Genomic DNA, 24,400 nt, shown 5'->3' on the forward strand with positions numbered 1-24,400 from the left:
GGGGGCGGATGCACCCGCATCCGCCCCCTTCCCCTTTTCCGCGTCCCCTTCCCCCTCCGCCCCCCTCCCCTGCGCCCGGTCTGCTCTGCTCGCCTGTCACAGATCGCGGCGAGCGCGTCGATTTGTGGCAGGCGAGCAGGGGGTGGGACGCGCGGCGCGGGGAGGAAGGAGGGGACGGGGCCCGGCCGCGCACGCACGAACGCCCCCGGGCGGACCCGGGGGCGTTCGTGGGGATGAGCAGTCAGATCAGGACTTGCCCTCGACAGCGCTCTGCCAGACGGGCTTGTTGTCACCGTCGAACTTGTAGATGCCGATGAAGGCGCTCGAGGGGTCGTTCTTGTCGTTGAACGGTCCCGTGCCGGCGACACCCGTGTAGTGGATGTCCTTACCGCCGGCGATGAGCTCCTTGCAGTCCGCGTACGTCGAGCACTCCTCGCCGCCCGTCGCACCCGACACAGCGGCCAGGTTCGCCTGGATGGTGGCGGGGTCGGTCGCGCCGCCCTTCAGGGCCGCGAGGGCCGAGAGGATGACGGCGTCGTACGACTCAGCCGAGTACGAGTAGTCGTCGAGGGCCGAGCCCTCGACCGACTCGTGCCACGCCGAGGCCCGCTCCTTGAAGTCCTCGGCGGGGTTCGCGCCGGGGATCGTGCCCTGCGCGCCCTCGAGCGTTCCGGGCTCGAAGTCCTTCGAGAAGTCCGAGGTGTTGCCGTCCGTGTAGTAGGTGCGGGACATGTCCCAGCCCTGCGACACGAGCTCGGGGATGATCGCCTTGGTCTCATCGAAGGCGATGATCACGATCGCGTCGGGGTTGGTGGCCAGAGCCGCCGTCACCTCGGACGAGAACGTGGTCTGGCCGGGAGGGAACTCCTGACCCGCACCCTTGGCGCCGTAGGTGACCGAGCCGCCCGCACCGGTGACCGTCTCCTCGATCACGTCGCGCAGGCCCGTGCCGTACGCGTCGTTGAAGACGAGGAACGCGATGTTCGCGTTGCCGTCGCTCGTGATGAGCTGACCCAGCGCGGAACCCTGCACCGTGTCCGGCGGAGCGGTGCGGAAGTAGAAGTCGGAGTAGCCCGAGAGGGAAGCCGCCGTGTTCGCGGGCGAGATCTGGACGATCGGGCTCGCGCTCTTGGTGAGCTTGTCGACGACGTTCAGCGACACCGAGGAGGATGCGGCGCCGATCACGATCGAGACCTTCGCGTTGATGAGCTCGTCGGCCGAAGCGGAGGACACGGTCATGTCGTTGCTGTCACCGGAGTCGGTCCAGAACGTACATGCCTCGTCGCCCGCGGCGACGATGTCGTCGACAGCCAGGCCGACACCGGCGATCTCGGGCGGGCCGAGGAATGCCAGGGTTCCCGTGGTGGGCAGCAGGGTGCCGACCTTGAGGATGTCAGCGCTCGTGGTGCCGTCGGCGCAGTTCTGCGCCGTGTAGTCGCCACCTGCGTCTGAGCTGCCGGAGGGCGCTGCTTCGCCCCCGCCGGCACACCCGACGAGCGCAAGCGCCGAGACGCCCGCGAGGGCGGTCGCGGCAAACCACGCCTTCTTGGAGTGAACCATCTGGTTCCGTCCTTTCACTCTTCAATGCGCGACCTGGACGCCGCGTTGCGCCAGAAGCTAGCCGCGCATTGTTACGAGTGTGTTGTAGGCGCGCGTCGCGCACAGTCCTCGCACCCTTTCGCGACGAAATCGTTATGAATCACGCCGCTTTTCGACGCATTACGTCAATTCGGCCACGTCGGACGGAGCGTTCTGCAATCCTGCGCCCCTGCGCGCACGACGCGAGGCGATGATCGAATCCGCACTGAGCAGGATCAGAGCCGCCCACACGAGCGCGAAGCCCGCCCAGCGTCCCGCCGTCATCGGCTCGCCCAGCACCCACCATCCGATGAGGAACTGCAGCACCGGCGCGACGAACTGGACGATGCCGAGCAGTGTCAGCGGCGCCCGACGCGCGCCGGCGGCGAACAGCAGCAACGGAACGGCCGTCACGACCCCCGCCAGCGCCAGCGCCACCGTGGTGCCCGCCCCGGCGGACGCGAAGCCCAGCCCGGTCGTCAGAGCCACCACGACGAGCTGCACGAGGGCGAGAGGGGTGAGCCAGAGCGATTCCAGGGTGAGCCCGCTCACCGCATCCACGGAGGGGCCGATCTTCTTCTTCACGAGTCCGTAGAAGCCGAACGAGAACGCGAGGATGAGCGCGATCCAGGGCATGGCGCCGTACCCGATCACGATCACGACGACCGCGGCGGTGGCGAGCCCGATCGCGACCCACTGCGTCGGACGCAGCCGCTCGCGCAGCACGAGCACGCCCAGCAGGACCGTCACGATCGGATTGATGAAGTAGCCGAGGCTCGTCTCGATGACGTGGCCGCTCAGGGTGCCGATGAGATACGTCTGCCAGTTGACGTAGATCAGGATGCCGGCGAGCACCGTGAGGGCGACGAGCCGACCCTGGCGCAGGATCGCGCCGAGACGTCGCCACGAGCGCGTCACCGCGATCAGGAGCGCACAGAAGACGAGCGACAACAGGATCCGCCACGCCACGATCTCGAACGCCCCCACGGGCGCGAGCAGCAGGAAGTACAGCGGCAGCACGCCCCACAGCAGGTATGCGGAGAAGGCGTACAGGCCGCCGGCGAGGCCCTGCTCGGTGGGAGTGCGTGGGTTCACCGATCCAGCCTAGAACCGCGGGCAGGGTGCGGGGCGCGCCCGCAACGAACGAAGCCCCCGGCCGAACGGCCGAGGGCTTCGAGCAGGCGATGTCAGCGGACGACGACCGCGAGCACGTCGCGCGCGGAGAGCACGAGGTACTCGTCAGCGCCGAACTTGACCTCGGTGCCGCCGTACTTGCTGTAGATCACGCGGTCGCCGACGGCGACGTCGAGCGGAACACGGTTGCCGTTGTCGTCGATGCGGCCGGGGCCCACGGCCACGACCTCGCCCTCCTGGGGCTTCTCCTTGGCGGTGTCGGGGATGACCAGGCCACTAGCGGTGGTCTGCTCGGCCTCGACCTGCTGGATGACGATGCGGTCCTCGAGCGGCTTGATGGAAACCGACACGGTCTACCTCTTCTTTCTCGCTTCGTGAAACGGAAGACTCAGTTAGCACCCTCACACCGAGAGTGCTAATGGCAAGTCTAGAGGCGTCCTGGCACTCGTGCAACGCGAGTGCCAACACGACGTCACGCCTAGGCTGGAGCGATGGAGATGAGCGAGCTGCGCGCCCTTCTCACCCCCGAAGGCCTGCGCCTGCTGGATGAGACGGGGCCGATCGAGTCGACGGCCGCGGTCGCCACGGCCGTGAGCAGGCTCCGCGCCGCGGGACACGGTCCCGACCTCGTCTCTGCCGTGGTCGGTCAGGCGCGACTCCGCTCCCGTGCCGCGGCGAAGTTCGGGCCCTTCGCCGGGCGGATGCTCTTCACTCCCGCGGGCCTCGAGCAGGCCACGCGCCTGAGCGTGGCGGCCCGCCACGCTGGACGATTCCGGGATGCGGGACGGCGCCGGATCGCGGATCTCGGATGCGGCATCGGCGGCGACGCCCTGGGGTTCGCCGCCCTCGGGCTCGAGGTCACCGCCGTCGACGCCGACGAGCCGACCGCGGCCGTCGCCGCCTACAACCTGGCGCCCTTCGGCGACACCGTCACCGTCTCGCACGCCCGCGCGGGGGACGTCGATCTCGCCGACCGGGATGCGGTGTGGCTCGACCCCGCCAGACGCCCGGTCGGCGGCTCACACAACGATCGCCTGCGGGCCGACGAGTACAGCCCTGCGCTCAGCTGGGCGTTCGAGGTCGCGGCGCGCATTCCGACCGGCATCAAGCTCGGTCCCGGCTTCGATCGCGACAGCATCCCCGACGATGTGGAGGCGCAGTGGATCAGTGTGGACGGATCCACGATCGAGCTCGTGATCTTCTCCCGGGAGCTGGCCCGCGACGGAGTCCGACGTGCAGCGCTCGTCGTCCGCGGTGACGAGGTGCACGAGATCACCTCCGGCCACGACGCCGAGGACGTCGCGCCGCGCCCGCTCGGTGCCTTCCTGCACGAGCCCGATGGCGCCGTCATCCGCTCCCGTCTGATCGGCGACGTGGCGCGGTCGCTGGATGCGGGCACGCTCGACGAACGCATCGCGTACCTCACCTCGGACGAACCGATCACGAGCCCGTTCGTGCAGAGCTTCCGCGTACGCGAGCAGTTGCCCGTCGACGAGAAGAAACTCGCCAGGGCTCTCCGCGAACGCGGTATCGGCACGCTCGAGATCAAGAAGCGCGGCGTCGACGTGGACCCGGCCGGCCTGCGCACCCGCCTCAAGCTCAAGGGCGACCGATCGGCCACATTGCTGTTGACGCGGATCGGTGACAAGCGGACGGCGATCCTCGCGGACCGCGTCTGATCAGCCCTCGCCGACGGCCGCGCGTCTGCGGAAGACGGCCGCCGCGCACACGAACGCGGCGACAGCCGCGATCACGATGCCGCCGGCCGCGACGACCGCCGCCGCCCCCAGCAGCGGATTGTCTGCGAGAAAGGCCGATACGGCGATGAACACCGCGCTCGGCACCAACATGCAGGCCAAAACCCCGGCCGTGATCACGACCACAGGGTTGATTCGTCCCCACTCGATCCCCATGTCTGCGAACCTATCAAGCCCGTCGGGACCGAGAGCGTGCTCGCGGGGTGAGAATCAGCCGATCCACCCCGATTGGATGCCGGCGTACATGAGCCATCCCGCGCTGTAGACCAACGAGAGGGCACCGAGCGCGACACCCCACGCCGCGATCGGGCGGCTTTCCACGCGCCCGCGCAGGGACATGACCCCGAGCGTGACGGCGCCGACGCCGATCGGGAAGCCCCAACCAACCACGATGGCGACGATGAGGGCGACCACCGCGAAGCCGAGGGAGAGCGTCGCGAAGTTCGCGGGCGACGCGGCATCCGTCGTCCGCAGGGTCGCGGTCGTCGCCGGAAGCTCCTCGTGCTGGGCGAGCTGCTCCCGCACGTCCACGGGCGCCGTCGGCGGGCGGGTGAAGCCGCCGCGGTGTGTGCCCGGGAGGTCGGCGGCCTGCGTCGGAACGATGACGTCGTCCGAGGCAGACTCGACCCGGGCGACGACCGGCCGCGGCTCGACGACCGGCTCCTGCGGCGAGGGGTCCAGCGCCGCGGCGGCGGCCAGCAGCGGCTGAGCGGCCGCGTCGTCCGGCCCGAACGCCGACGACAGCGCCCCCGGCTCCTCCGGTGCGTCCTTCCCGTGTTCGCGGTTCACCGCTGCTCCGCCACCTGGATCTCGGTGACCGGCAGCGTGGAGTCCGCGCCGAAGCGGAGCGTCGACGGCGCGCGACCGGCGGAGATGAGCTCCGCAGCCAACGCCGCGATCATCGCTCCGTTGTCGGTGCACAGGCTCAGCGGCGGGATGCGGACGGCGACGCCGGCCGCCGTGCCGCGCTCCAGAGCCACGTCGCGCAACCGGCGGTTGGCGATCACGCCGCCGCCCAGCAGCAGTCGCGGCACGCCGTGGCGCTCGCACGCATCCAGCGCCTTCGTCACGAGCACGTCGACGACCGCCTCACGGAAGGATGCGGCGACGTCGGGCACGGCGGCGTCCGGCGTCTGCTCGAGGTAACGCGCGACAGCCGTCTTCAGCCCTGAGAAGGAGAAGTCGTAGCGGTGCTCGGCCATGTCGGAAGCCCGAGAGAGCCCACGCGGGAAACGGATGGCGGTCGGGTCTCCCTCGGCGGCGGCGCGGTCGATCTGCGGGCCCCCCGGGTAGGGCAGACCCAGAATGCGGGCGACCTTGTCGAACGCCTCCCCCGCCGCGTCGTCGACCGTCTCGCCGAGCAGCTCCACATCGCTCGTGAGGTCGCGCACGAGCAGGAGGGAGGTGTGCCCGCCGCTGACGAGCAGCGCCACCGTCGGGTACTCCAGGGGCTCCGCATCCGCGTCGAGGATGTCGGCCGCGATGTGGCCGACGAGGTGGTTCACGGCGTAGAGCGGCTTGCCCAGCCCCACGGCGAGCGCCTTCGCGGCCCCCACGCCCACCATGAGCGCGCCGGCGAGTCCCGGCCCCGAGGTGACGGCGACCGCATCCAGGTCGTGGAGGCCGACTCCGGCCTCGGCGAGCGCCGCGTGGATCGCGGGCTGCAGGGCTTCGAGATGCGCGCGCGCCGCGACCTCGGGGACGACGCCGCCGTAGCGGGCGTGCTCGTCCATGCTGCTGGCGATCGTGTTCGTCAACAGCTCGCGGCCGCGGACGATGCCGATGCCGGTCTCGTCGCAACTTGTCTCGATGCCGAGCACGAGAGGTCCGCTCACGAGCACCATCCTCCGTTCACACCGGATGCGACCGCATCCTCGCCGCGGGCCGCCGCCCACGCCGGCACGTCCACGCGCATGACGATCGCATCGACGTCGTCGGGCTGGTAGTAGCGCGGACGCCGGCCGGCCTCCACGAATCCCTCCGAGGCGTACAGCCCACGGGCGACGGGGTTGTCGTCGCGCACCTCGAGGAACACCTCGCGGACGCGTCGTTCGTGGGCCTTCGACAAAAGCGTGCGCAGCAGCGCCCGTCCGAGGCCGCGTCCGCGGGCCGACTCGTCCAGGGCGATCGTCTGGACGTCGCCGTCACGCGCTCCCGCGGGCGCACGCAACCCCGCGTAGCCGGCCAGTCGACCGCCGTGCTCGAGCGCGACGTAGTACCCGTGCGGTGAGGCGAGCTCTTCGCGCATCATGGCGTCGCTCCACGCATCCGTGGGAAAGCTCGCCCGCTCCAGGCGCATGATCGCATCGAGATCGGCGGGCGTCGCCGGGCGGATCACGAGCTCACCCGCTTGGGGGCGTGGGGACTCGTGACGTCGGGCGAACGCAGATACAGCGGCTCGTCCGCGGCGATCGTGCGGCCGGCGGCGACGGCACGTGCGCCGCACAGCGCCAGGACCGTCGCCGGGATCGCACCCGCATCGATGCGGGCGGCGCCGAGCGCCGCGAGCCGGTCATCCAGCTCGTCGCGCGGGCTGAGAGCGGGACCGGCGAGCCGTTCGGGCAGGCCGTCGTCGTCGAGGCCGCGGTACACCGTGTACGCGAACTCCCGACGCCGGGCGTCGGTGACGACGGCGAACGTGCCGGCGTCCGCATCCTCCATCGCCGCAGCGAGGAGCACGCCCAGCGCGACGGCGTCGTGACTGGCCACGGGTACCACCGGCACGCCGCGGGCGAGCGCGAAGGCGCGCGCGGCGGCGATGCCGATCCGCAGCCCCGTGAAGGGACCGGGCCCCATACCGGCGACGACATGCGTGATGCGCGCGTCGTCGGCCGCGCCCAGCCCCGAGCCGTGGGCGGCTGTGGTGCGCGCGGTCTCCGTCACCGTGAGCAGCAGGTCGCCGATGACCTCGGCGTGACCGAGCGGGTTGTCGCTGGAGACCTCGGCGCGCACGACGCCGTCGGGATCGATGACGGCGAGCGCCGTTCCGAGCGAGGTGTCGATGCCGAGGAACACCCCTCCAGGGTAATGCGGCAGGCCCGCCGTGCTCAGACGGCGTGGTGCGTGATCGTCACCAGGCGCGGGGTCTCCGCATCCAGATCGTCGTTGTGGCGCTGGTACGTGCCGCAGGCGCTGTCGACTCCGCGACCGTCCCACTCGCGGTCGAGCTCGACCTCCCACCAGGAGTCGGCGATCGCCTCGATGAGTCCGTGGCCCCATTCCACCACCACGACCGAGCCCGGCAGATCGATGTCGAGGTCGTCGAGTTCCGCCGCCGACCCCAACCGGTAGGCGTCGACGTGCACCAGGGGCGCTCCGCCCGTGAGCGAGGGATGCGTGCGGGCGATCACGAACGTCGGGCTCTGGATCGGACCGCGCACACCGAGACCCGCCGCGATCCCGCGGGTCAGGGTGGTCTTGCCCGCCCCCAGCGCGCCCGTCAGCACGACGACGTCGCCCGCGTGCAGGCGCTCCCCCATCTGCCGACCCAGCTGCTCCATGTCCTGCGGCGAGACGATCTCCCGTTCACCGAGCAACTCGTCCATCGCCCGCTCACCGACCTTGTTCGTCATGCCCTCTGGAACACCGGCGGTGCCGGATTCATGCCCGCTCACGAGGCGATGTGGTGCCGCGGCACGCGCGCGCCGATCCGCGTGACGATCTCGTAGTTGATCGTGCCGGCAGCGATCGCCCAGTCGGTCGCGGAGGGCACTCCGAGGGTGGGATCGCCGAAGAGCACGACCTCGTCCCCGACGTTCACCTCGGCGTCGCCCACGTCGACGACGAACTGATCCATCGCGATGCGGCCGGCGACACGGTGACGTTCGCCCGCGATGCGCACGGGCCCCGCTCCGGAGGCCTGGCGCGGCACTCCGTCGGCGTACCCCAGCGGCACGAGGGCGAGGGTCGTGTCTCCGCTCGCGCGGTAGTCGTAGCCGTACGAGACGCCCTGCCCCGCACCGACGCGCCTGACAGCCGCGACGCAGGCCCGCAGCGTCATGGCCGGCCGCAGGCCCAGGTCGGCGGAGGAGCGGTCGTCGAAGGGCGACAGGCCGTAGATGCCGATCCCGATGCGCACGCAGTTCAAGCGCGTCTGCGGCAGGGCGAGTGCGGCGTGGGTGGCGGCGATGTGCCGCAGGCGGGGGGTCAATCCCGCGAGGGACGCGGCGGCGACCGCATCCTCGAAGCGTGCGAGCGCTGCCAGGTCGTCCTCGGCGGATGCGTTGGAGAGGTGGCTGAAGATCCCGATCACGCGCACCCGGCCCAGCCGTTCCCACCGGGCGGCCTCCGCGAACAGCGCGGCGTAGTCGGCGGGCGATGCGCCGTTGCGCCCCAGCCCGGTCTCGAGCTTGAGGTGCAGCACGGCGGGTCGATCACCGCTTCCGGCGGCGGCGGCCGCGTTCAGCTGGTCGAGGCGGGAGATGCCCAGCTCGATGCCGCGCTCGACCGCTTCGCCGAAGGAGGCGCCGGGGGCGTGCAACCAGGCGAGGATGGGCGCGTCGATCCCGGCGCGCCGCAACGCCAGCGCCTCGCTGATGTCGGCGACACCGATGCGCGTCGCGCCGCCGGCGAGCGCCGCCGCGGCAGATCGCGCCGCTCCGTGCCCGTACCCGTCGGCCTTGACGACGGCGATGATCTCGACACCCGTCAAGCGCCGCAGGTGACGCACGTTGTCGGCGATCGCCTCGACATCGATGACCGCTTCTCGCATGACCCCGGCCGGCAGCGTACTCATGGGACCTCCCGTCGCCGCATCCACGGTACCGGGTGGCGCAGGACGCTCAGCGCCGCCACTTGGGTGCCGGCGGCTCCCATGCCGCGAATCCCGCGAGCAACGCCGCCGGGTCTGCGGCGACTCCGAGGGTGTCCCGGAAGGCCGCGGTGAGAAAGCCGGACTCGACCATCCCGTCCAGCATCGCGCCCAGGGGCGCCCAGTAGCCGTCGACGTCGTAGAGCGACACCGGCTTGCGGTGCAGGCCGAGCTGCAGCCAGGTCCACGCTTCGAAGAGTTCCTCGAGAGTGCCCGCGCCGCCCGGCAGGGCGACGAACGCATCGGCGAGCTCCGCCATCCGCATCTTGCGCTCGTGCATGTCGGCTACGATCTCGAGCCGGGTGAGGCCGGGATGGGCGAGCTCCGCATCCACCAGAGCCTGCGGGATCACCCCGTGCACCTCGCCGCCGGCGGCGAGGGCCGCATCCGCGACGATCCCCATGAGTCCGGCGCGCCCGCCGCCGTACACGAGCCCGAGACCGGATGCGGCGAGCGCCTCCCCCACGGCGGCGGCGGCCGCGGCGTAGGCGGGCGAGGCGCCGAGGGCGGAGCCGGTGTAGACGGCGATGCGGGCGATCATGCCGGCGCCGCCTCGGCGACGACGTACGCCGTCGCGAGCCCTGCGTCGTGACTCATCGACAGGTGCAGCGCCACGATGCCGCGCGCCGAGACGACCTCGGCCGTCGATCCCGTCAGCGCGAAGATCGGCCGGCCCGAGGGCTCCGATGCCACCTCGATCTCGACCCAGTGCACGCCGTCCGATCCGCCGAGCGCCTTGATCAACGCCTCCTTGGCGGCGTACCGCGCGGCCAGCGACCGCGGCTTCAGCACGCGCTCCGCCGGCGAGAACAGGCGGGTCAGCAGACCCGGCGTGCGCGCGAGCGTGCGCTCGAACCGCGGCACGTCGACCAGGTCGACGCCGACTCCGACGATCATGTGCCCTCCCGGATGCGGCTGCCCACCGCATCCGCCACCCTATCCGCGCCCCGGATACCCGAGTTGCGTCGCCTTTGCGCATCCGCCACAGAAATGCGCAAGCGCGCCTGTCGATCACAGGCGCGCTTGCGCAGAAGTGTGGCTCTTACTCGACCGTGACGGACTTGGCGAGGTTGCGCGGCTGGTCCACATCCAGCCCCTTCGCCGTCGCGAGGCCCATCGCGAAGATGTGCAGGGGGACGACCGCGAGCAGCGCCTCGAACAGGGGGCCGGCGAGCGGGATGTGCAGCACCTCGTCGGAGAACGGCAGGACGCTCGCGTCACCCTCCTCCGCGATCACGATGACGCGCGCACCGCGCGCGCGGATCTCCTGGATGTTGGAGACCACCTTGTCGTGCAGCACCGACGATTCCCGCGGCGACGGCACGATCACGAACACCGGCTGACCGGGCTCGATCAGCGCGATGGGTCCGTGCTTGAGCTCGCCGGCGGCGAAGCCCTCCGCATGGATGTAGGAGATCTCCTTGAGCTTGAGGGCGCCCTCCAGCGCGATCGGGTAACCGACGTGACGACCGAGGAACAGCACCGAGCGCGTGTCGGCCATCCAGTGCGCGAGCTGCGTGATGCGCTCCTGCTGCGTCTCGAGGATGGTGCTGATCTTGCCGGGCACCGACTCGAGCTCGCGCACGTGGTCCGCGATCTCGGCGGCCGTCAGCGAGCCGCGCACGCGAGCGATGTGCAGCGCGAGCAGGTAGATCGCAGTGATCTGCGCGACGAAGGCCTTGGTCGAGGCCACGGCGACCTCGGGGCCGGCGTGCGTGTAGACGATCGCGTCCGACTCGCGCGGGATGGTGGCGCCCTGCGTGTTGCAGATGGAGAGCGTGCGTGCGCCGCGCTCGCGGGCGTACTTGACCGCCATCAGGGTGTCCATGGTCTCGCCCGACTGGCTGATGGACACGACGAGCGTGCGGGGACCGATCACCGGGTCGCGGTAGCGGAACTCGTGCGCGAGCTCGACGTCGACCGGGATGCGGGTCCACAGCTCCAGCGCGTACTTGCCCGTCTGCCCGGCATAAGCGGCCGTTCCCGCGGCGATGATGACCACGCGGTCGATGTCGGCGAAGAGCTCGTCCAGACCGTCCAGCTCGGGGACGACGACGGCGCCGTCGCGGATGCGGCCGCGGATCGTGTTGGCGACGGCCTCGGGTTCCTCCGAGACCTCCTTCGCCATGAACGAGGACCATCCGCCCTTCTCGGCGGCGGCGGCGTCCCAGGTCACTTCGAACGGCTCGGGCTCGACGACGTTGCCGTCGAAGTCCGTGACTTCGACGCCCTCGGGCGTGATGGCGACGATCTCGTCCTGGCCGATCGCGAGCGCGTTGCGGGTGTACTCGACGAAGGCGGCGACGTCGGATCCGAGGAAGTTCTCACCCTCGCCGAGGCCGATCACCAGCGGCGAGTTGCGACGGGCGGCGACCACGAGGCCCGGGTGGTCCTTGTGCATCGCCAGCAGCGTGTAGGCACCCTCGAAGCGGCCGACGGTCGAACGGAAGGCGGCGATCAGGTCGCCGGATGCCGCGTACTCCCGGCCGATCAGGACCGCGGCGACCTCGGTGTCGGTCTCGCTGCGGAAGGTGTAGCCCTCGCTGACGAGTTCGGCCTTGAGGGCCGCGAAGTTCTCGATGATGCCGTTGTGGATGACGGCGAGCTTGTCGTCATCGGCCAGATGCGGATGCGCGTTGGCATCCGTCGGACCGCCGTGGGTCGCCCACCGCGTGTGGCCGATTCCGGTCGTGCCGTCCGTGAGGGGGACGCGTGCGAGGTCGTCGCGCAGCACGCTGAGCTTGCCCGCGCGCTTGCGCATCCCGAGGTCGCCGTCGGCGTCGATGACAGCGATGCCGGCCGAGTCGTACCCGCGGTACTCCAGACGGGCCAGGCCCGAGATCAGGATGTCCTGGCTCGGCCGAGGGCCGACGTATCCGACGATTCCACACATGGGTTCCATCGTAGTTGCGCCCAGCAGTGAAGCCGCCCGACGCCCGGCCGTGCAATCGAGGCCCCTGCCGCGGTGCTCGGTGCGCGTCTTGTGCCCCGCTCGTGTGCCGTCCGCGTGCCGTCTCGTGTGCCGCCAGCAGGAGCGACAGTTCTCCGCATCCGCGCCAGTGAATGACTGTGGCGGATGCGGAAAGGTGCGGCATCTGCGCAACTGCGACGCAACTCGGGTACCGGGCACCCGCGAAGCGGGCCGTCGCGTCAGAGCTTGCGCAGGAGCACCGTCTCGACGGCGTGCGAGGCGCCCTTGCGCAGCACGAGCGAGGCGCGGTGACGCGTGGGCAGCACGTTCTCGATGAGGTTCGGCAGGTTGATGCTGTTCCAGTAGTACGCGGCGCGCTCGCGCGCATCCTCGTCCGAGATGTCCGCGAGCCCGCGGAAGAACGAGTTCGGGTTGCTGAAGGCTGCGTCGCGCAGCGCCAGGAACCGGTCGGTGTACCAGCGCTGGATGTGCGCGGGGTCGGCATCCACATAGATCGAGAAGTCGAACAGGTCGCTCACCGCGACGTCGTGCGGAACGGGCGGCGGCTGCAGCACGTTGAGGCCTTCGACGATGAGGACGTCCGGCCGGTGCACGCTCGTGTGCGCGTCGGGGACGATGTCGTACCGCATGTGCGAGTAGTACGGCGCGTGCACCTCGGCGGCCCCCGACTTCACCGCCGTGAGGAACGCGATCAGCGCGCGGCGGTCGTAGGACTCGGGAAAGCCCTTGCGGTCCATCAACCCGCGCCGTTCCAGCTCCGCGTTGGGATAGAGGAAGCCGTCGGTGGTGACGAGCTCCACGTGCGGCGTGCCCGGCCAGCGACTCACGAGCTCGCGCAGCAGCCGCGCGATCGTCGACTTCCCGACGGCGACGGAGCCGGCCACGCCGATCACGAACGGCGTGGTCTCGTCGGGCTCGCCCAGGAAGGTGCTCTCCTCCGCGCCGAGACGCTTCGTGGCGGAGGCCCGCAGAGACAGCAGCCGACTCAATGGCACATACACCTCGCGCACCTCGGTGACGTCGAGCATGTCGCCCAGGCCCCGCAGCTGCACGACCTCGGCCTCGGTCAGCGGCTGGTCCATGCCGCGGGCCAATCGCGCCCAGTCGGCGCGCTCGATCTCGCGGTACAGGGACTCGGCTGACGCCGCCGACAGGGTGGTCTCCTCTGGCACCCGCCCATCGTAGTGGCGACGCACCGACGCAACGATGCCCCGGCCGCTCTCGCCGGGGCATCGTTGGGCGGGTCAGGCGGAGCGTCGACGCCGAATCGTGAGTGATGCGACACCCGCGAGCAGCAACGCACCACCGAGGACACCGAGTGCGACCGGTGCCTCGCTGCCGGTGGCCGCAAGCGCCGCGGGCGCCGACGTGATCGTGACAGCGGCGCGCGCGATCTCGACGCCGTCGACGAGCACGACGACCGCGTGCGCACCGGCGGGCGTCGCCGTCGGGACGACGGCCTGCAGACGGAAGCTGCCGTCGGCGGCGACGTCGTCGGTGCCCAGCGTCTGCGGCACGGAGTGCAGCTCGACGGTCACCCTGGTGTCGGCGGGGAGATGGGCCCCGGTGACCACGATGCTCCCGCCCGGACGAAGATCCCCCGTCACCGTCACGGTCGGCTCGAGCACCGGCTCCGGGCTCGGAGCCGCGTCCGCGACCGTGACGACCGAGGCGGCCGACGTGGTCGCCCCCACCGCATTCACAGCGCTCACGGTCACGTTGTGCGCTCCGGGAGTCACGTCGCGCAGCGTCAGCGTGGTCACCTCGGGCGCCACCTCGATCGGCTCTGCGCGGTCGAGGCTCACGCCGTAGGCGGTGATCGGCGAGCCGCCGTCGAACGGTGCCACCCAGCTGACCGTGATGTCACGCCCGGAAACAGTCGCCGACGGCGCGGCGGGCGCGTACGGCGCGGTCGCCGCCGGCGGCTGCTCGTCGTCCGCGAAGAAGAGGTCGATCTTCGCGACCGCCTCGTCCGCGAAGGCCCAGTTTGCAGCCTGACGAGCCGGCCACGCCTCCTCGGTGACGTTGTTCGGGCGCTTGCCGGGAAGGCCTGCCACCCACCAATACTCGGTCATGTACTCGGTGAACGAGCCGTCGCCGTTGTCCCGGATCCAGTCGTCCACGATTCCGCCCCGGTCCTTGTCGTAACGGACCAGATAGGGCACCTGAAGCTTCTGCGCCGTGGCGCGCGCGACGGTCGTATCGCCGCCCGGGTAGTAGTCGACCCGCTGACCGGCACCCGCCGCCGGCACGTACTGCGTACGCAGCACGGGGAAGTGCTCCGCCACGAGGTCGCCGTACAGGTGCGCGAAGGCGGAGTTCGTGTCGCGGATGTGCGCCTGCCCACCGCTCCAGCCGTCCAATCGCAGATCGAACACGTAGACGGTCTTGTCATCGGATGCGGCGGCCGCCCGGTCGATCTGGCTGATGACGGCACGGGTGTTGTGGCACCACGTGCCGCCGAACAGGATGACGTGTTCGCCATCGGATTCGAGGAGATGCACGAGCTCCGGGTAGGTCATCGACTGCAAGGCGAACCCGTCGCTGTCCTCGCCCGTGAAGATGTCTCCGCCGTACAGGCTGGCATCGGCGTACGTCGCGGAGTGCCGCGCGTTCACGGCGTTCGAGAAGAACTCGAACGAACTCTGCGTGTCGGCCCCGCCGTCGCCGAGACCGTCGAACACCTGCGCCACCTGGGCGCGGTACCCCGCGACGTCGGCGTCATCGTCGAGCCCGGCGGCGCTCACCGTGCCGCCGAGCGAGGTGACGATGCGGTCCTCGGCACCGCCGATCGTGTGGTCCTTGTCGTAGACGAACAGGTAGGGGTCCGTCGTGGGCACTCCGAACTGGGGCGTCGTGTCCTTGTTGAGGAAATTCGTCGTCAGGCGCGGATAGAGCGCGGCGAGCTCCGCATTGCCGGTCGTGCGGATGTCGAGGCTGTCGCCGTCGAGCCGCGGGTCGAACACGTAGACCTCGTCGACACCGTATTCGGCGGCGACCGCGTCGATGTGCGTCGCTGCGGCGGCGATGGTCGCATCCTCCGGCCCGCCGATGAGGAACGCGAAGCGCCCCGACGAATTGAGCAGACTCTCGAAACGCTCGAAGGTGACCGGGGTCAGCACGGAGCCCTCGCGGAGCCCCGGAATCGTGTCGGCGAAGTAGTCGAGGGCGCCACTCGGAGTCGGTGCCGCGTGAGCGGCGGGTGTGATGGCGACGGCGCCGCCGAGGCCGATGGATGCGGCCACGAGGGCGGCCGCGAACCTGCGAGGTCTGGTCATCTGTGTTCCTTCTTCGGAGTCGTCGTACGGGAGATGTCAATCGGCGGTCGCGACGGCGTGGCGCCGGCGGAGCCACCACAGGAGCGAACCGCCGCCGGCGGCGAGGAGGAGCACGACCGCGGCGATGCCGCCGGCGACCGGCGCCGCATCCGTCTCGTTCGACGCCGACGAGGCGTGGAGCACCGATGCGCTCGCACTCGGCGTCGGGGTCGCCGAGGCGGAGATGACGATGCCGGCGACGGCCGCGGTGGGCTCGGAGTCGCCGAGCGCATTGGTCGCGTAGAGCTGGGCCTCGTATTCGCCGGGGCCGAGCGTGATCTCGTACGATGTCGCATCGGCGCCGACCGCCAACGGGGTGCCGTGATTGATGACGAGCTTGTAGCCCGTGAGCGCCGACCCGCCGTCGGCCGGGGCGCTCCACGTGAGCGACAGCACACGGCCCGACACCGACGACGCCAGCCCGCCGGGAGCGGCGGGCACCGTCGCGGCGACGGCACCCGTCGCCGGCACCGTACCCGACGGCGCCCCGGAGTTGCTCGCCTTGCTGCCCGAATCGTTCTGCGTGGCGACCCCGGGCTGAGCCGGTTGGGGTTGAGCGGGCTGCGGTTGAGCGGGCTGCGGTTGAGCGGGCTGCGCGGGTTCGGGCTGCTGCGGGGGTGTCACGCCTCCGCCGGACACCGCTGGCGGCGCCGCTTCAAGAGTGGAGTCGTACGGCCAGCCCCCGATCGCGTCGCAGGCGTTCGGGTCGAAGTTGATCGAGCACAGATCGCAGACGTCTCCGGCCGCGTGCGCCGGCTGCGCAACGACGATGGGGGCGACGAGGACGACTCCGGTCAGAACGAGCGCTGTCGCCCAGCCCCGGGATCGCACCCGCAGGAGATCGATGAGTGGATGTTTCGCTGTCATGGAGTCCTCGATGCTCGGGAGACGGGTGGGATCTCGCACTGGCCGATGAGCGCGTCGTCGGGCAGTGGGATGGCTTCGGTTTCGGCGCCCGACTGGCGCGCGCTGGCGCGTGTGGGGGCGACCGGCACGGTCTCGGTGGGCGCGTCGAGCACCGCCGTATCGGCGGCCGGCACGGAGGAGCCGGCGGCCTCCGCGCGCGCTCCCGGACGCCGGTCTCCGGGCGATGCTCGGAAGACGGCGTCATCGAGCACGCCACGGCGACGAGCGACGATCGTCGCCACTGTCGCCGCGGCGCTGACGTTGGCCATCGTGCTCGCGGTTCCCGCTACGGCGCTGATGGGCACGAGGATGACGAGGATCTCGACGGGCAGACCCACGGCGGTGAGCACCGCCGTGGCCGTGATGATGGCGGTTCCCGGTACACCAGCCGTGCCGAGCGACACGAGCAGGCACAGGGCGGCGAGCACGAGATAGTCGGTCAGCGAGTAGTCGATGCCGAGAACGTTGATGGAGAAGACGGCGACGATGATCGGCCAGATGCCTGCGCATCCTGGCATGCCGATCGTGGTGCCGACGGGCGCGGCGAACGCCGCGACGTCCTCCGGTACTCCCACCTTGCGCACGAGGGTGGGGATCGTGATCGGCAACGTGCCGACGCTCGACTGCGTGGTGAATGCGGTGTACTGCGCGGGGGTGAGCAGGCGGAACCAGCGGAGGGGATTCACATCCGCCACGAGCCGCAGCAGGAGCCCGTTGACCACGTAGGCGTCGAAGAAGGTCACGGCGAACGCCACGATCAGCACCGCGAGCAGTGACAGAACAGTGTCGATCCGTATCAGGGCGACGGCCGTCGTCGAGGCCACGAGTGCCAGCACCGCGTAGGGCGTCAGCTCCACGACGAAGCCCACCGCGGTCATGACGACCTTCTTCGTTCCGTCGACCACGTCCTTGAATGCGCGAAGCTGCGGATCCTCGCGATGCGAGGCGACGATCCACGCCACGGCCAGGACGAGGGCGAAGAGGATGATCGGCACGATGTTGTTGCCGACGAAGTCTCCGGCCAGGTTCGCGGGGAACAGCCCCAGCAGGACGTCGTCGAGAGGCCGGAGCAGACCCGTCAGGGAGTCGGCGCCGCTCTGCGCGAGATCGAGCTGCACGCCTTTGCCCAGTCCGATCGTCAGCACGACAGCGAGTGTCAGGACGATCGCGATGGCGTTCGTCGCGAGCAGCCACAGCGTGCTCGAGAGCCCGATCGTGCGCAGCTTCGCGACAGAGCCGAGGGAGGTCACACTGGAGAGCACGGAGATGAAGATCAGCGGGGCCACGACTGCAGTGATCAGCTGCACGTAGATGTCGCCGAGGAACTCGACATACGAGAGGTGACCGCCGAAGGCGGCACCGACACCGACACCGAGTAGCAGCGCGATCAGCACCAGGCTCGTGAACCCCAAGCCGCGTCGACGGAGCACGACGAGCCCCCCGAAAGCGACGAGCACGAGGCCCAGGGAGACCGCGGCGAGCGGGTCGAAGTCAGCGAGCATCAGGAACCTCTGGGTCGGGGATGCCGCGAACCTATCAACGCCCTAAGAGATCACTATGAGCGCGTCACGACGTGACATCGGGTGACGGCGGATGACGACACGCATTGACGCACCGGCGCGGCGTTGCCCCTCGCAGCGCGCGCAAAGCCGGACGCCGCTACTCTCATCGGGTGCGGCTCGGAGTTCTCGACATCGGTTCCAACACCGTGCATCTGCTCGTCGCGGATGCACACCCCGGCGGAAGGCCTCTCGCGACGACGAGTCACCGCACCGTCCTGCGCCTCATGCGCTACCTCACCCCCACGGGCGCGATCAGCGAAGAAGGCGTGCGCGCGCTCGAGGATGCGGTCGCCGAGGCGCGGGAGACGGCGCGGCGCGAGGGCGTCGCGGAGCTGCTCGCGACAGCGACCTCCGCGGTGCGCGACGCCACCAACGGCGAGCTCGTCATCGCGCGGATCGAGGAGGCGCTCGGCCAGCCTCTCCAGGTGCTCGGCGGGGAGGACGAGGCGCGCTTCACGTTCCTCGCAGTCCGGCGCTGGCTCGGCTGGTCGGCGGGCCAGATCCTGCTGTTCGACATCGGCGGCGGCTCGTTGGAGATCGCCGCCGGTTCCGACGAGCTTCCCGAGCGCGCCGCATCCGTTCCTCTCGGCGCCGGTCGGATGACCGTCGGCTACCTCCCCGAGGATCCTCCGGGAGAGGAGGCGGTCGAGCGCCTGCGGGCGCACGCCGCGGAGGTGCTCTCCCCCGTGGCGGCCGGGTTCCAGGCACTGCCGCGACCCGACCACGTGGCCGGGTCGTCGAAGGCCATCCGTTCGCTCGCCCGGCTCGCGGGCTATCCGGCGCCGGGGTGGTCCGGGAGCGAACGGCTGCTCCTGCCGCGGCAGGCGCTGGGTTCCTGGATCCCGCGCCTGGCGCGCCTGCCCGCCAGTGCACGCCAGGAGCTCCCGGGAATCACCCCCGATCGCACGTTCCAGATCGTCGCGGGCGCGGTCGTGCTCCACACCGCGATGCGCACGCTGGACATCGACGAGCTCGAGGTGAGCCCGTGGGCGCTGCGCGAGGGCGTGCTGCTGCGCTACATCGAGGCCATGGCCTGGGGCTGATCGCCCATAGCCCGCATGGCCGGGGCGACCATAGACTGACCGCCGTGATCCGCGGGGGGTCATCTGCACCCGGCCCGCGGATCACGGTACCGACGTCCCCCCATTGGCGGCCGCCGTCAACTCGAGAGCAGGACCTTCCGTCGGTAGGAACGAAAATATGCCAACTCAGGACGAACAACAAGACTCTGGACGCAGAGTCCATAACGATTCGTCACAGACGGGCCGCGCGCGACGCATCCCTCGTGACGAGCTTCGCCGTCGCGTTCTGGATGCGGCGGCCGACCTGCTCGCGGACGGTGCCGTGAGCGTGGGGCTGCATCAGCTCAACATGGAAGAGCTCATCCGGCGCGTCGGTGTGCCGCGAAGCTCGGCGTTCGCGGCGTTCGGCGGCAAGGACCAGCTGCTCTCCGCGTTGATGCTGCGCCTGCTGGAGCCGCGCGGGCCGCATCCGATCGGCTACTCCGCCGCCACCATCCAGATCGCGACCGCGGTCTTCGAGCAGTATGCGGACCACCTGGTCGATGCGAAGGGTGAGCCCGACCCCGTCGGCATCGAGCGGGTTCTGAAAGAGTCCGTGCGCCGAGCCATCGGACAGAACGTGCTCGACACGATGGCCTCCACCGAGTGGAAGAACTACATGGCGCTCTCCGTTTCGGTGAGCTCGCTTCCCGCCGACCAACAGGCGGAGGTGCGCCGTGCGCTCGCGGCGAGCGAGACCCGATTCCTTGCGGAGATCGCCGACATCTATCAGCGGGTCCTCGCCCGCGTGGAGCGGGAGCCGGTTCCCGGAGTCACCTGGCTGCAGATCGCCGCGGCCGGAGCATCGCTCATCGAGGGCATGGCCAGCAAGCGTCTCGTCGGTATCGAAGGAATCGACGACGTCGTGCTGCGCGAAGGCATCGACGGCGAAGAGGTCCCGTGGGAGCTGCCCGCACTGGCGTTCTGGTCGCTGCTCATGGGCCTGACCCGTGCCGTGGGAGAACCCCGTCATACGGCCTGAGCGCATCCGGGTGAGCCGATAAGATACGGGGGCGCCCATCCCCACCATCCGTGCGCACACCCATCTGTCTGCGAAGGAACACCCGTGGCGAGACTGCGCATCGCACTCGTCGAGGACCAGCCCCTCTACCGCGACATGCTCGTGGGTCTCCTCCGCGCCGTCCCGGACTTCGACCTCGTCGTCGCCGCCGGCTCCGCTGCGGAGACCGCCGCCTTCCCCCGCGATCTCGACATCGCGCTGCTGGACATCACCCTCCCCGACGGCGACGGCATCGAGGTGGGCCGTCGGCTGCAGGAGCGCCAGAGCTCCCTGTCGATCGTGCTGCTGTCGGCCGTGGACCGCCTCAACACCCTGCTCGACGTGCCGGAAGAGCAACGCCGCCGATGGAGCTATCTCTCCAAGACCTCCGCGCTGTCGGCGCCGTCGCTCGTCTCCGCCCTCCGCGCAAGTGCGGGAGGGCGCAGCGTGCTCGATCGTGAGCTCGTCGAGCGTCGCCGCGCGCGCCCGCGCGGTCGCCTCGCGGGCCTCAGCAACCGTCAATTCGAAGTGCTCACACTCCTGGCCGAGGGGTTGACGAACACCGCCATCGCCCGCCGCCTCAGTCTCGCCGACCGCTCCGTCGACAACCACGTCAACGCCGTCTACAGCGCCCTGGGCCTCGGCGGGGACGCCGAGCGCAACCCCCGCGTGAGCGCCGTGCGCATCTTCCTCGAGGAGAGCGCGTGAGCGGAGATCCGCCGAGCGACATCGCTCTTGTGGATCGGGCCGCCGATCAGCGGCAGTTCTCCTTCGTCGCCCTGGCCCTCGGCGGCACCCTCTCCCTGGCCATCAGCGCCCAGGCCGTCCTCCTGCTCGGGATCAACGCCGTATCCCTGCGCGGCACGGACGCATCGCCGTTCGGCGATCTCGTCATCCGGGTGACCATCAACCTCTGCGGCGTCGCGATCGCCACGCTCCTCGCAAGCCGCGCACGCCTGATCTTCCGCACCGGGATCGTTCGCATCGCGGTGCTCGTCGGCTGCGCGGGGTGCGCGGCGGCGTGCCGAGCCGCCGCGCAGATCCTCGTCGGGATCTATCCCTCCGTGGCACTCGCGCTCGCTGATGCGGCCATTGCGACGCTCCTCATGTCGGTGACCTTCGTGTTCGCGCTGCAGAGCGTCGGGTCCCGGCGCCGCGCGCGCGAGTCCGAGCGGGCCCGCCTCGCGCAGGCGGCGCAGGCGACCGCGGCATTGGCCGCGCTGCACGACGAGGAGCTCCACGTCCGACGGGAGATCGCGGACACCCTCCACGGCACGCTGCAGGGGCGCGTCGTGATGCTGCAGGCCGACCTGCGTGATGTGGCCGCCGCGCTCGACGGCGATCAGCGCAGCAGGATCGAGCGGATCCGCGAGGAGTTGGACGCCCTGCGCGAGAACGAACTGCGCGCCGTGAGCGCGACTCTCTATCCCGAAGGCATCGACCGCGGAGTGGTCGCCGCCCTCCGGGCGCTGGTCTCCCGCATCCCGGCCGCGATCGACGCGTCCTTCACGATTGTCCCCTCGGGGGCCGAGCCCGAACTCGACCTCGGCCGTCGGCTCGCGCTCGTGCGCGTCGCGGAGGAAGGGGTCTCGAACGCGCTGCGGCACGGGCTGGCCGCACAGATCGACGTCGTCCTGCACGTCGGGCCCGACGAGGTGAGACTCAGCGTGCGCGACGACGGCATCGGAGTGGACCCGACCGCCGCGCTGAGCGGGCTGGGCCGCCTGACCGACCGACTGGAGGGGTTGGGCGGATGCCTGGTGCTGACTCCGACGGAGCCCGGAGCCGAACTCGTCGCCCGGGTGCCGCGAGGCTGAGACGCCTCAGAGAGCGAGACGCTCGCGCACGACCTCCGCCAGCCTCTCCGCGATCCGCTGGGCCTGCTCGGCATCCTCCGCCTCGACCATGACGCGCACGAGCTGCTCGGTCCCTGACGCGCGAAGGAGCACGCGTCCGCTGGATCCGAGCTCTGCTTCCGCCGCAGCGACGGCCTCCGCGACACCCGGATCGGCGACCCGGGTGCGGTCGACGTCCTTGACGTTGATGAGCACCTGCGGGAAGACGGTCATCACCGAAGCGAGCTCGGCCAGCGAGCGCCCCTGGCGAGCCATCTCGGACATCAGGTGCAACCCGGTCAGCAGTCCATCGCCCGTCGTGGCGAAGTCGCTCATGATCACATGACCCGACTGCTCGCCGCCCAGCGCGTATCCGCCGGCGTTCATCTCCTCGAGCACGTAACGGTCTCCGACGGCCGTCTGCAGGACACGGATGCCGTTGGCCGCCATGGCCCGGTGGAGCCCCAGGTTGCTCATCACGGTGGCGACGAGGGTGTCGTCGCGCAGCACGCCGCGATCACGCATCGACACGGCGAGGATCGCCATGATCTGATCACCGTCGATCACGCGGCCCGCCGCATCCACGGCGAGGCAACGGTCGGCGTCGCCGTCGTGCGCGATGCCGAGGTCGGCACCCGCCCGCAGGACCTCCGCCGCCAGGTGATCGAGATGCGTCGAGCCGACGCCGTCGTTGATGTTGAGCCCGTCGGGATCGGCACCGATCACGGTGACGCGCGCGCCCGCATCCCGGAACGTCTCGGGAGAGACACCGGCGGCCGCGCCGTGCGCGCAGTCCAGCACCACGTGCAGGCCGTCCAGGCGGTGCGGCAGAGACTGCAGCAGGTGGACGACGTAACGGTCCTCCGCGTCGGCGAAGCGACGGATGCGGCCGACCGCGGCTCCCGTGGGCTGGAGCTTCGGACCCGCGAGCGCGAACTCGATGCGCTGCTCGACGGCGTCGGGGAGCTTCACACCGCCGCGCGCGAAGATCTTGATCCCGTTATCGGGAGCGGGATTGTGCGACGCCGAGACCATCACTCCGAAATCGGCGTCGATGTCGCCGATGAGGAAGGCGGCCGCCGGCGTGGGGAGCACACCGGCGTCCAGGACGTCGACTCCCGAGGAGGCGAGGCCCGCGGCGACCGCCGCGGCGAGGAACTCTCCCGAGATCCGCGGGTCGCGCGCGACGACAGCGGTGGGCCGCTTGCCCGCCGCACGCCGGGCTTCCGCGGAACGGCCCTGGCCCAGGACGACAGCGGTCGCCTGGGCCAGGGATAGCGCCAGATCGGCGGTGAGGGGGCCGTTCGCCAGCCCCCGCACGCCGTCCGTACCGAACAACGCCATTCGGCGTGTCAGCGCTTCGAGTACTGAGGAGCCTTGCGGGCCTTCTTGAGACCAGCCTTCTTGCGCTCCTTCACACGAGCGTCGCGCGAGAGGAAGCCGGCCTTCTTGAGGGTCGGGCGGTTGTTCTCCTCGTCGATGCCGTTGAGCGAGCGGGCGATGCCCAGACGCAGCGCACCGGCCTGACCCGACGGGCCACCACCGTGGATGCGGGCGATCACGTCGTACGCGTCGGTGAGGTTGAGGATCGTGAAGGGGTCGGTCACGAGCTGCTGGTGCAGCTTGTTCGGGAAGTAGTCCTCGAACGTGCGGCCGTTGATCGTGATCTTGCCGGTGCCGGGAACGATACGCACGCGGGCGATGGCCTGCTTGCGACGACCCACGGCGGCGCCGGGGACGGAGAGCACGGGACGCTCGACGGCCGCAGCCTCGAGGTCGGCCGGAGTCTCGGTCGAGTAGTTGGTGGTTTCTTCGATGTTCGCCACGAGAGTGTCCTTAGTCTGAGCGGCGCTTACTGGGCGACCTGGTCGAAGGCGTAAGCCGTGGGCTGCTGCGCGGCGTGCGGGTGCTCCGCACCGCGGTAGACCTTCAGCTTCGAGAGCTGCTGGCGGCCCAGGCTGTTCTTGGGGAGCATGCCGCGAATGGCCTTCTCCACGGCGCGGACGGGGTTCTTCTCGAGCAGCTCCGAGTAGGTGACGGACTTGAGGCCGCCCGGGTAACCGGAGTGGCGGTACGCCTTCTTCTGCTCGAGCTTCTGCCCGGTGAGGGCCACCTTGTCGGCGTTGATGACGATGACGAAGTCACCGGTGTCGACATGGTTGGCGAAGGTGGGCTTGTGCTTGCCGCGGAGGAGGGTGGCCGCGTGCGAGGCGAGGCGTCCGAGGACGACGTCGGTCGCGTCGATGACCAGCCACTCACGCTGGATCTCGCCAGCCTTGGGGGTGAAAGTGCGCGTCACGTTAGTGCTGCTTTCTTGATCGAACGGAGAGGTTCGTGAATCCCGCTCCGGGGTGCTTCTCATGAGAAGACGCCAGTGGAGGGCTCACGTTCGCGGCACCGACCAGCAGGGATGCGGCACCAAACGAGAAGCCTAGCACGCCGAAGCCCCCACCCCCGCATCCGACCCCGCTTCGCAGCTACCGGGTTGATGCACAGAAGTTGTGCAAA

25 protein-coding genes are annotated in these 24,400 nt (G+C 70.2%); 5 read left to right on the forward strand and 20 right to left on the reverse strand.

The features are described from left to right. Positions 1-246 precede the first annotated feature (246 nt). The 3 genes from LXM64_RS12775 to groES all read right to left on the reverse strand — a co-directional run bounded on the left by LXM64_RS12775 (position 247) and on the right by groES (position 3,062). The gene (locus LXM64_RS12775; protein WP_234073521.1) at positions 247-1,560 is read right to left on the reverse strand and encodes an ABC transporter substrate-binding protein; all 1,314 of its coding nucleotides are present in this window, start codon (positions 1,558-1,560) and stop codon (positions 247-249) included. A gap of 159 nt (positions 1,561-1,719) precedes the next feature. Continuing rightward, a complete protein-coding gene (gene rarD, locus LXM64_RS12780) occupies positions 1,720-2,673 on the reverse strand; it encodes an EamA family transporter RarD (RefSeq protein WP_234073522.1) in 954 nt (317 codons plus the stop codon). Between the two features lie 92 nt (positions 2,674-2,765). Next, positions 2,766-3,062, reverse strand: coding sequence for a co-chaperone GroES (groES, locus tag LXM64_RS12785; RefSeq protein ID WP_047543013.1), 297 nt, complete (start codon positions 3,060-3,062; stop codon positions 2,766-2,768). A 141-nt stretch (positions 3,063-3,203) separates the two neighbouring features. Here groES and LXM64_RS12790 point away from each other — a divergent pair, with 141 nt between their 5' ends. Then, entirely contained in the window at positions 3,204-4,391 is a 1,188-nt protein-coding gene (locus tag LXM64_RS12790) for a class I SAM-dependent methyltransferase (RefSeq protein WP_234073523.1), read from the forward strand. Here LXM64_RS12790 and LXM64_RS12795 read toward each other — a convergent pair whose 3' ends face one another. The 14 genes from LXM64_RS12795 to LXM64_RS12860 all read right to left on the reverse strand — a co-directional run bounded on the left by LXM64_RS12795 (position 4,392) and on the right by LXM64_RS12860 (position 17,936). Continuing rightward, positions 4,392-4,625, reverse strand: coding sequence for a hypothetical protein (locus LXM64_RS12795; protein ID WP_234073524.1), 234 nt, complete (start codon positions 4,623-4,625; stop codon positions 4,392-4,394). Between the two features lie 54 nt (positions 4,626-4,679). After that, the gene (locus LXM64_RS12800; RefSeq protein ID WP_234073525.1) at positions 4,680-5,258 is read right to left on the reverse strand and encodes a hypothetical protein; all 579 of its coding nucleotides are present in this window, start codon (positions 5,256-5,258) and stop codon (positions 4,680-4,682) included. After that, positions 5,255-6,313: a tRNA (adenosine(37)-N6)-threonylcarbamoyltransferase complex transferase subunit TsaD gene (gene tsaD, locus LXM64_RS12805; RefSeq protein WP_234073526.1), complete on the reverse strand. Its 1,059-nt coding sequence runs from the start codon at positions 6,311-6,313 to the stop codon at positions 5,255-5,257. Before tsaD ends, LXM64_RS12800 begins: the two co-directional genes overlap by 4 nt. Next, the gene (gene rimI / locus LXM64_RS12810) at positions 6,301-6,807 is read right to left on the reverse strand and encodes a ribosomal protein S18-alanine N-acetyltransferase (protein ID WP_326490527.1); all 507 of its coding nucleotides are present in this window, start codon (positions 6,805-6,807) and stop codon (positions 6,301-6,303) included. Before rimI ends, tsaD begins: the two co-directional genes overlap by 13 nt. Beyond that, entirely contained in the window at positions 6,804-7,484 is a 681-nt protein-coding gene (gene tsaB / locus LXM64_RS12815) for a tRNA (adenosine(37)-N6)-threonylcarbamoyltransferase complex dimerization subunit type 1 TsaB (protein WP_234073527.1), read from the reverse strand. The genes rimI and tsaB overlap by 4 nt, the downstream gene beginning before the upstream one ends. Positions 7,485-7,516: 32 nt before the next feature. Further along, complete coding sequence (gene tsaE / locus LXM64_RS12820; RefSeq protein ID WP_234073528.1) at positions 7,517-8,041, reverse strand: tRNA (adenosine(37)-N6)-threonylcarbamoyltransferase complex ATPase subunit type 1 TsaE; 525 nt, start codon at positions 8,039-8,041, stop codon at positions 7,517-7,519. 38 nt (positions 8,042-8,079) lie between these two features. Then, a complete protein-coding gene (alr, locus tag LXM64_RS12825) occupies positions 8,080-9,204 on the reverse strand; it encodes an alanine racemase (RefSeq protein ID WP_234073529.1) in 1,125 nt (374 codons plus the stop codon). Positions 9,205-9,250: 46 nt separating this feature from the next. Further along, positions 9,251-9,820, reverse strand: a complete 570-nt coding sequence (locus tag LXM64_RS12830; protein ID WP_234073530.1) for a TIGR00730 family Rossman fold protein — start codon at positions 9,818-9,820, stop codon at positions 9,251-9,253. Next, positions 9,817-10,176 carry a holo-ACP synthase gene (locus LXM64_RS12835; RefSeq protein ID WP_234073531.1) on the reverse strand — a complete coding sequence of 120 codons (360 nt, stop codon included), beginning with the start codon at positions 10,174-10,176 and terminating at the stop codon, positions 9,817-9,819. The genes LXM64_RS12830 and LXM64_RS12835 overlap by 4 nt, the downstream gene beginning before the upstream one ends. Positions 10,177-10,321: 145 nt before the next feature. Next, positions 10,322-12,172 (reverse strand): glutamine--fructose-6-phosphate transaminase (isomerizing), encoded by a 1,851-nt coding sequence (glmS, locus tag LXM64_RS12840; RefSeq protein WP_234073532.1) that lies wholly within the window; start codon positions 12,170-12,172, stop codon positions 10,322-10,324. Between the two features lie 257 nt (positions 12,173-12,429). Beyond that, positions 12,430-13,383 (reverse strand): type I pantothenate kinase, encoded by a 954-nt coding sequence (gene coaA / locus LXM64_RS12845; RefSeq protein ID WP_234073533.1) that lies wholly within the window; start codon positions 13,381-13,383, stop codon positions 12,430-12,432. A gap of 72 nt (positions 13,384-13,455) precedes the next feature. Beyond that, the gene (locus tag LXM64_RS12850; protein ID WP_234073534.1) at positions 13,456-15,489 is read right to left on the reverse strand and encodes a fibronectin type III domain-containing protein; all 2,034 of its coding nucleotides are present in this window, start codon (positions 15,487-15,489) and stop codon (positions 13,456-13,458) included. A 36-nt stretch (positions 15,490-15,525) separates the two neighbouring features. Next, entirely contained in the window at positions 15,526-16,395 is an 870-nt protein-coding gene (locus LXM64_RS12855; protein ID WP_234073535.1) for a fibronectin type III domain-containing protein, read from the reverse strand. Beyond that, on the reverse strand, positions 16,392-17,936 hold the full coding sequence (locus LXM64_RS12860; RefSeq protein WP_234073536.1) for a dicarboxylate/amino acid:cation symporter: 1,545 nt from the start codon (positions 17,934-17,936) through the stop codon (positions 16,392-16,394). Before LXM64_RS12860 ends, LXM64_RS12855 begins: the two co-directional genes overlap by 4 nt. A gap of 170 nt (positions 17,937-18,106) precedes the next feature. Here LXM64_RS12860 and LXM64_RS12865 point away from each other — a divergent pair, with 170 nt between their 5' ends. The 4 genes from LXM64_RS12865 to LXM64_RS12880 all read left to right on the forward strand — a co-directional run bounded on the left by LXM64_RS12865 (position 18,107) and on the right by LXM64_RS12880 (position 21,874). Then, a complete protein-coding gene (locus LXM64_RS12865) occupies positions 18,107-19,039 on the forward strand; it encodes a Ppx/GppA phosphatase family protein (protein ID WP_234073537.1) in 933 nt (310 codons plus the stop codon). Positions 19,040-19,346: 307 nt separating this feature from the next. After that, positions 19,347-20,039 (forward strand): TetR family transcriptional regulator, encoded by a 693-nt coding sequence (locus LXM64_RS12870; RefSeq protein ID WP_234075483.1) that lies wholly within the window; start codon positions 19,347-19,349, stop codon positions 20,037-20,039. An 84-nt stretch (positions 20,040-20,123) separates the two neighbouring features. Then, positions 20,124-20,765, forward strand: a complete 642-nt coding sequence (locus LXM64_RS12875; RefSeq protein WP_234073538.1) for a response regulator — start codon at positions 20,124-20,126, stop codon at positions 20,763-20,765. Continuing rightward, positions 20,762-21,874, forward strand: coding sequence for a sensor histidine kinase (locus LXM64_RS12880; protein ID WP_234073539.1), 1,113 nt, complete (start codon positions 20,762-20,764; stop codon positions 21,872-21,874). Before LXM64_RS12875 ends, LXM64_RS12880 begins: the two co-directional genes overlap by 4 nt. A 6-nt stretch (positions 21,875-21,880) precedes the next feature. Here the strand turns inward: LXM64_RS12880 and glmM are convergent, their stop codons facing one another. Genes glmM through rplM form a run of 3 tightly spaced genes read right to left on the reverse strand, consistent with a single transcriptional unit; the run spans position 21,881 to position 24,191 of the window. Further along, the gene (gene glmM, locus LXM64_RS12885; protein ID WP_234073540.1) at positions 21,881-23,236 is read right to left on the reverse strand and encodes a phosphoglucosamine mutase; all 1,356 of its coding nucleotides are present in this window, start codon (positions 23,234-23,236) and stop codon (positions 21,881-21,883) included. 8 nt (positions 23,237-23,244) lie between these two features. Continuing rightward, entirely contained in the window at positions 23,245-23,718 is a 474-nt protein-coding gene (gene rpsI, locus LXM64_RS12890; RefSeq protein ID WP_307319820.1) for a 30S ribosomal protein S9, read from the reverse strand. A 26-nt stretch (positions 23,719-23,744) separates the two neighbouring features. Further along, on the reverse strand, positions 23,745-24,191 hold the full coding sequence (gene rplM, locus LXM64_RS12895) for a 50S ribosomal protein L13 (RefSeq protein WP_137419039.1): 447 nt from the start codon (positions 24,189-24,191) through the stop codon (positions 23,745-23,747). Positions 24,192-24,400 lie beyond the last annotated feature (209 nt).

The sequence above is a fragment of the Microbacterium binotii genome (assembly GCF_021398715.1).
GTDB lineage: Bacteria > Actinomycetota > Actinomycetes > Actinomycetales > Microbacteriaceae > Microbacterium > Microbacterium binotii_A.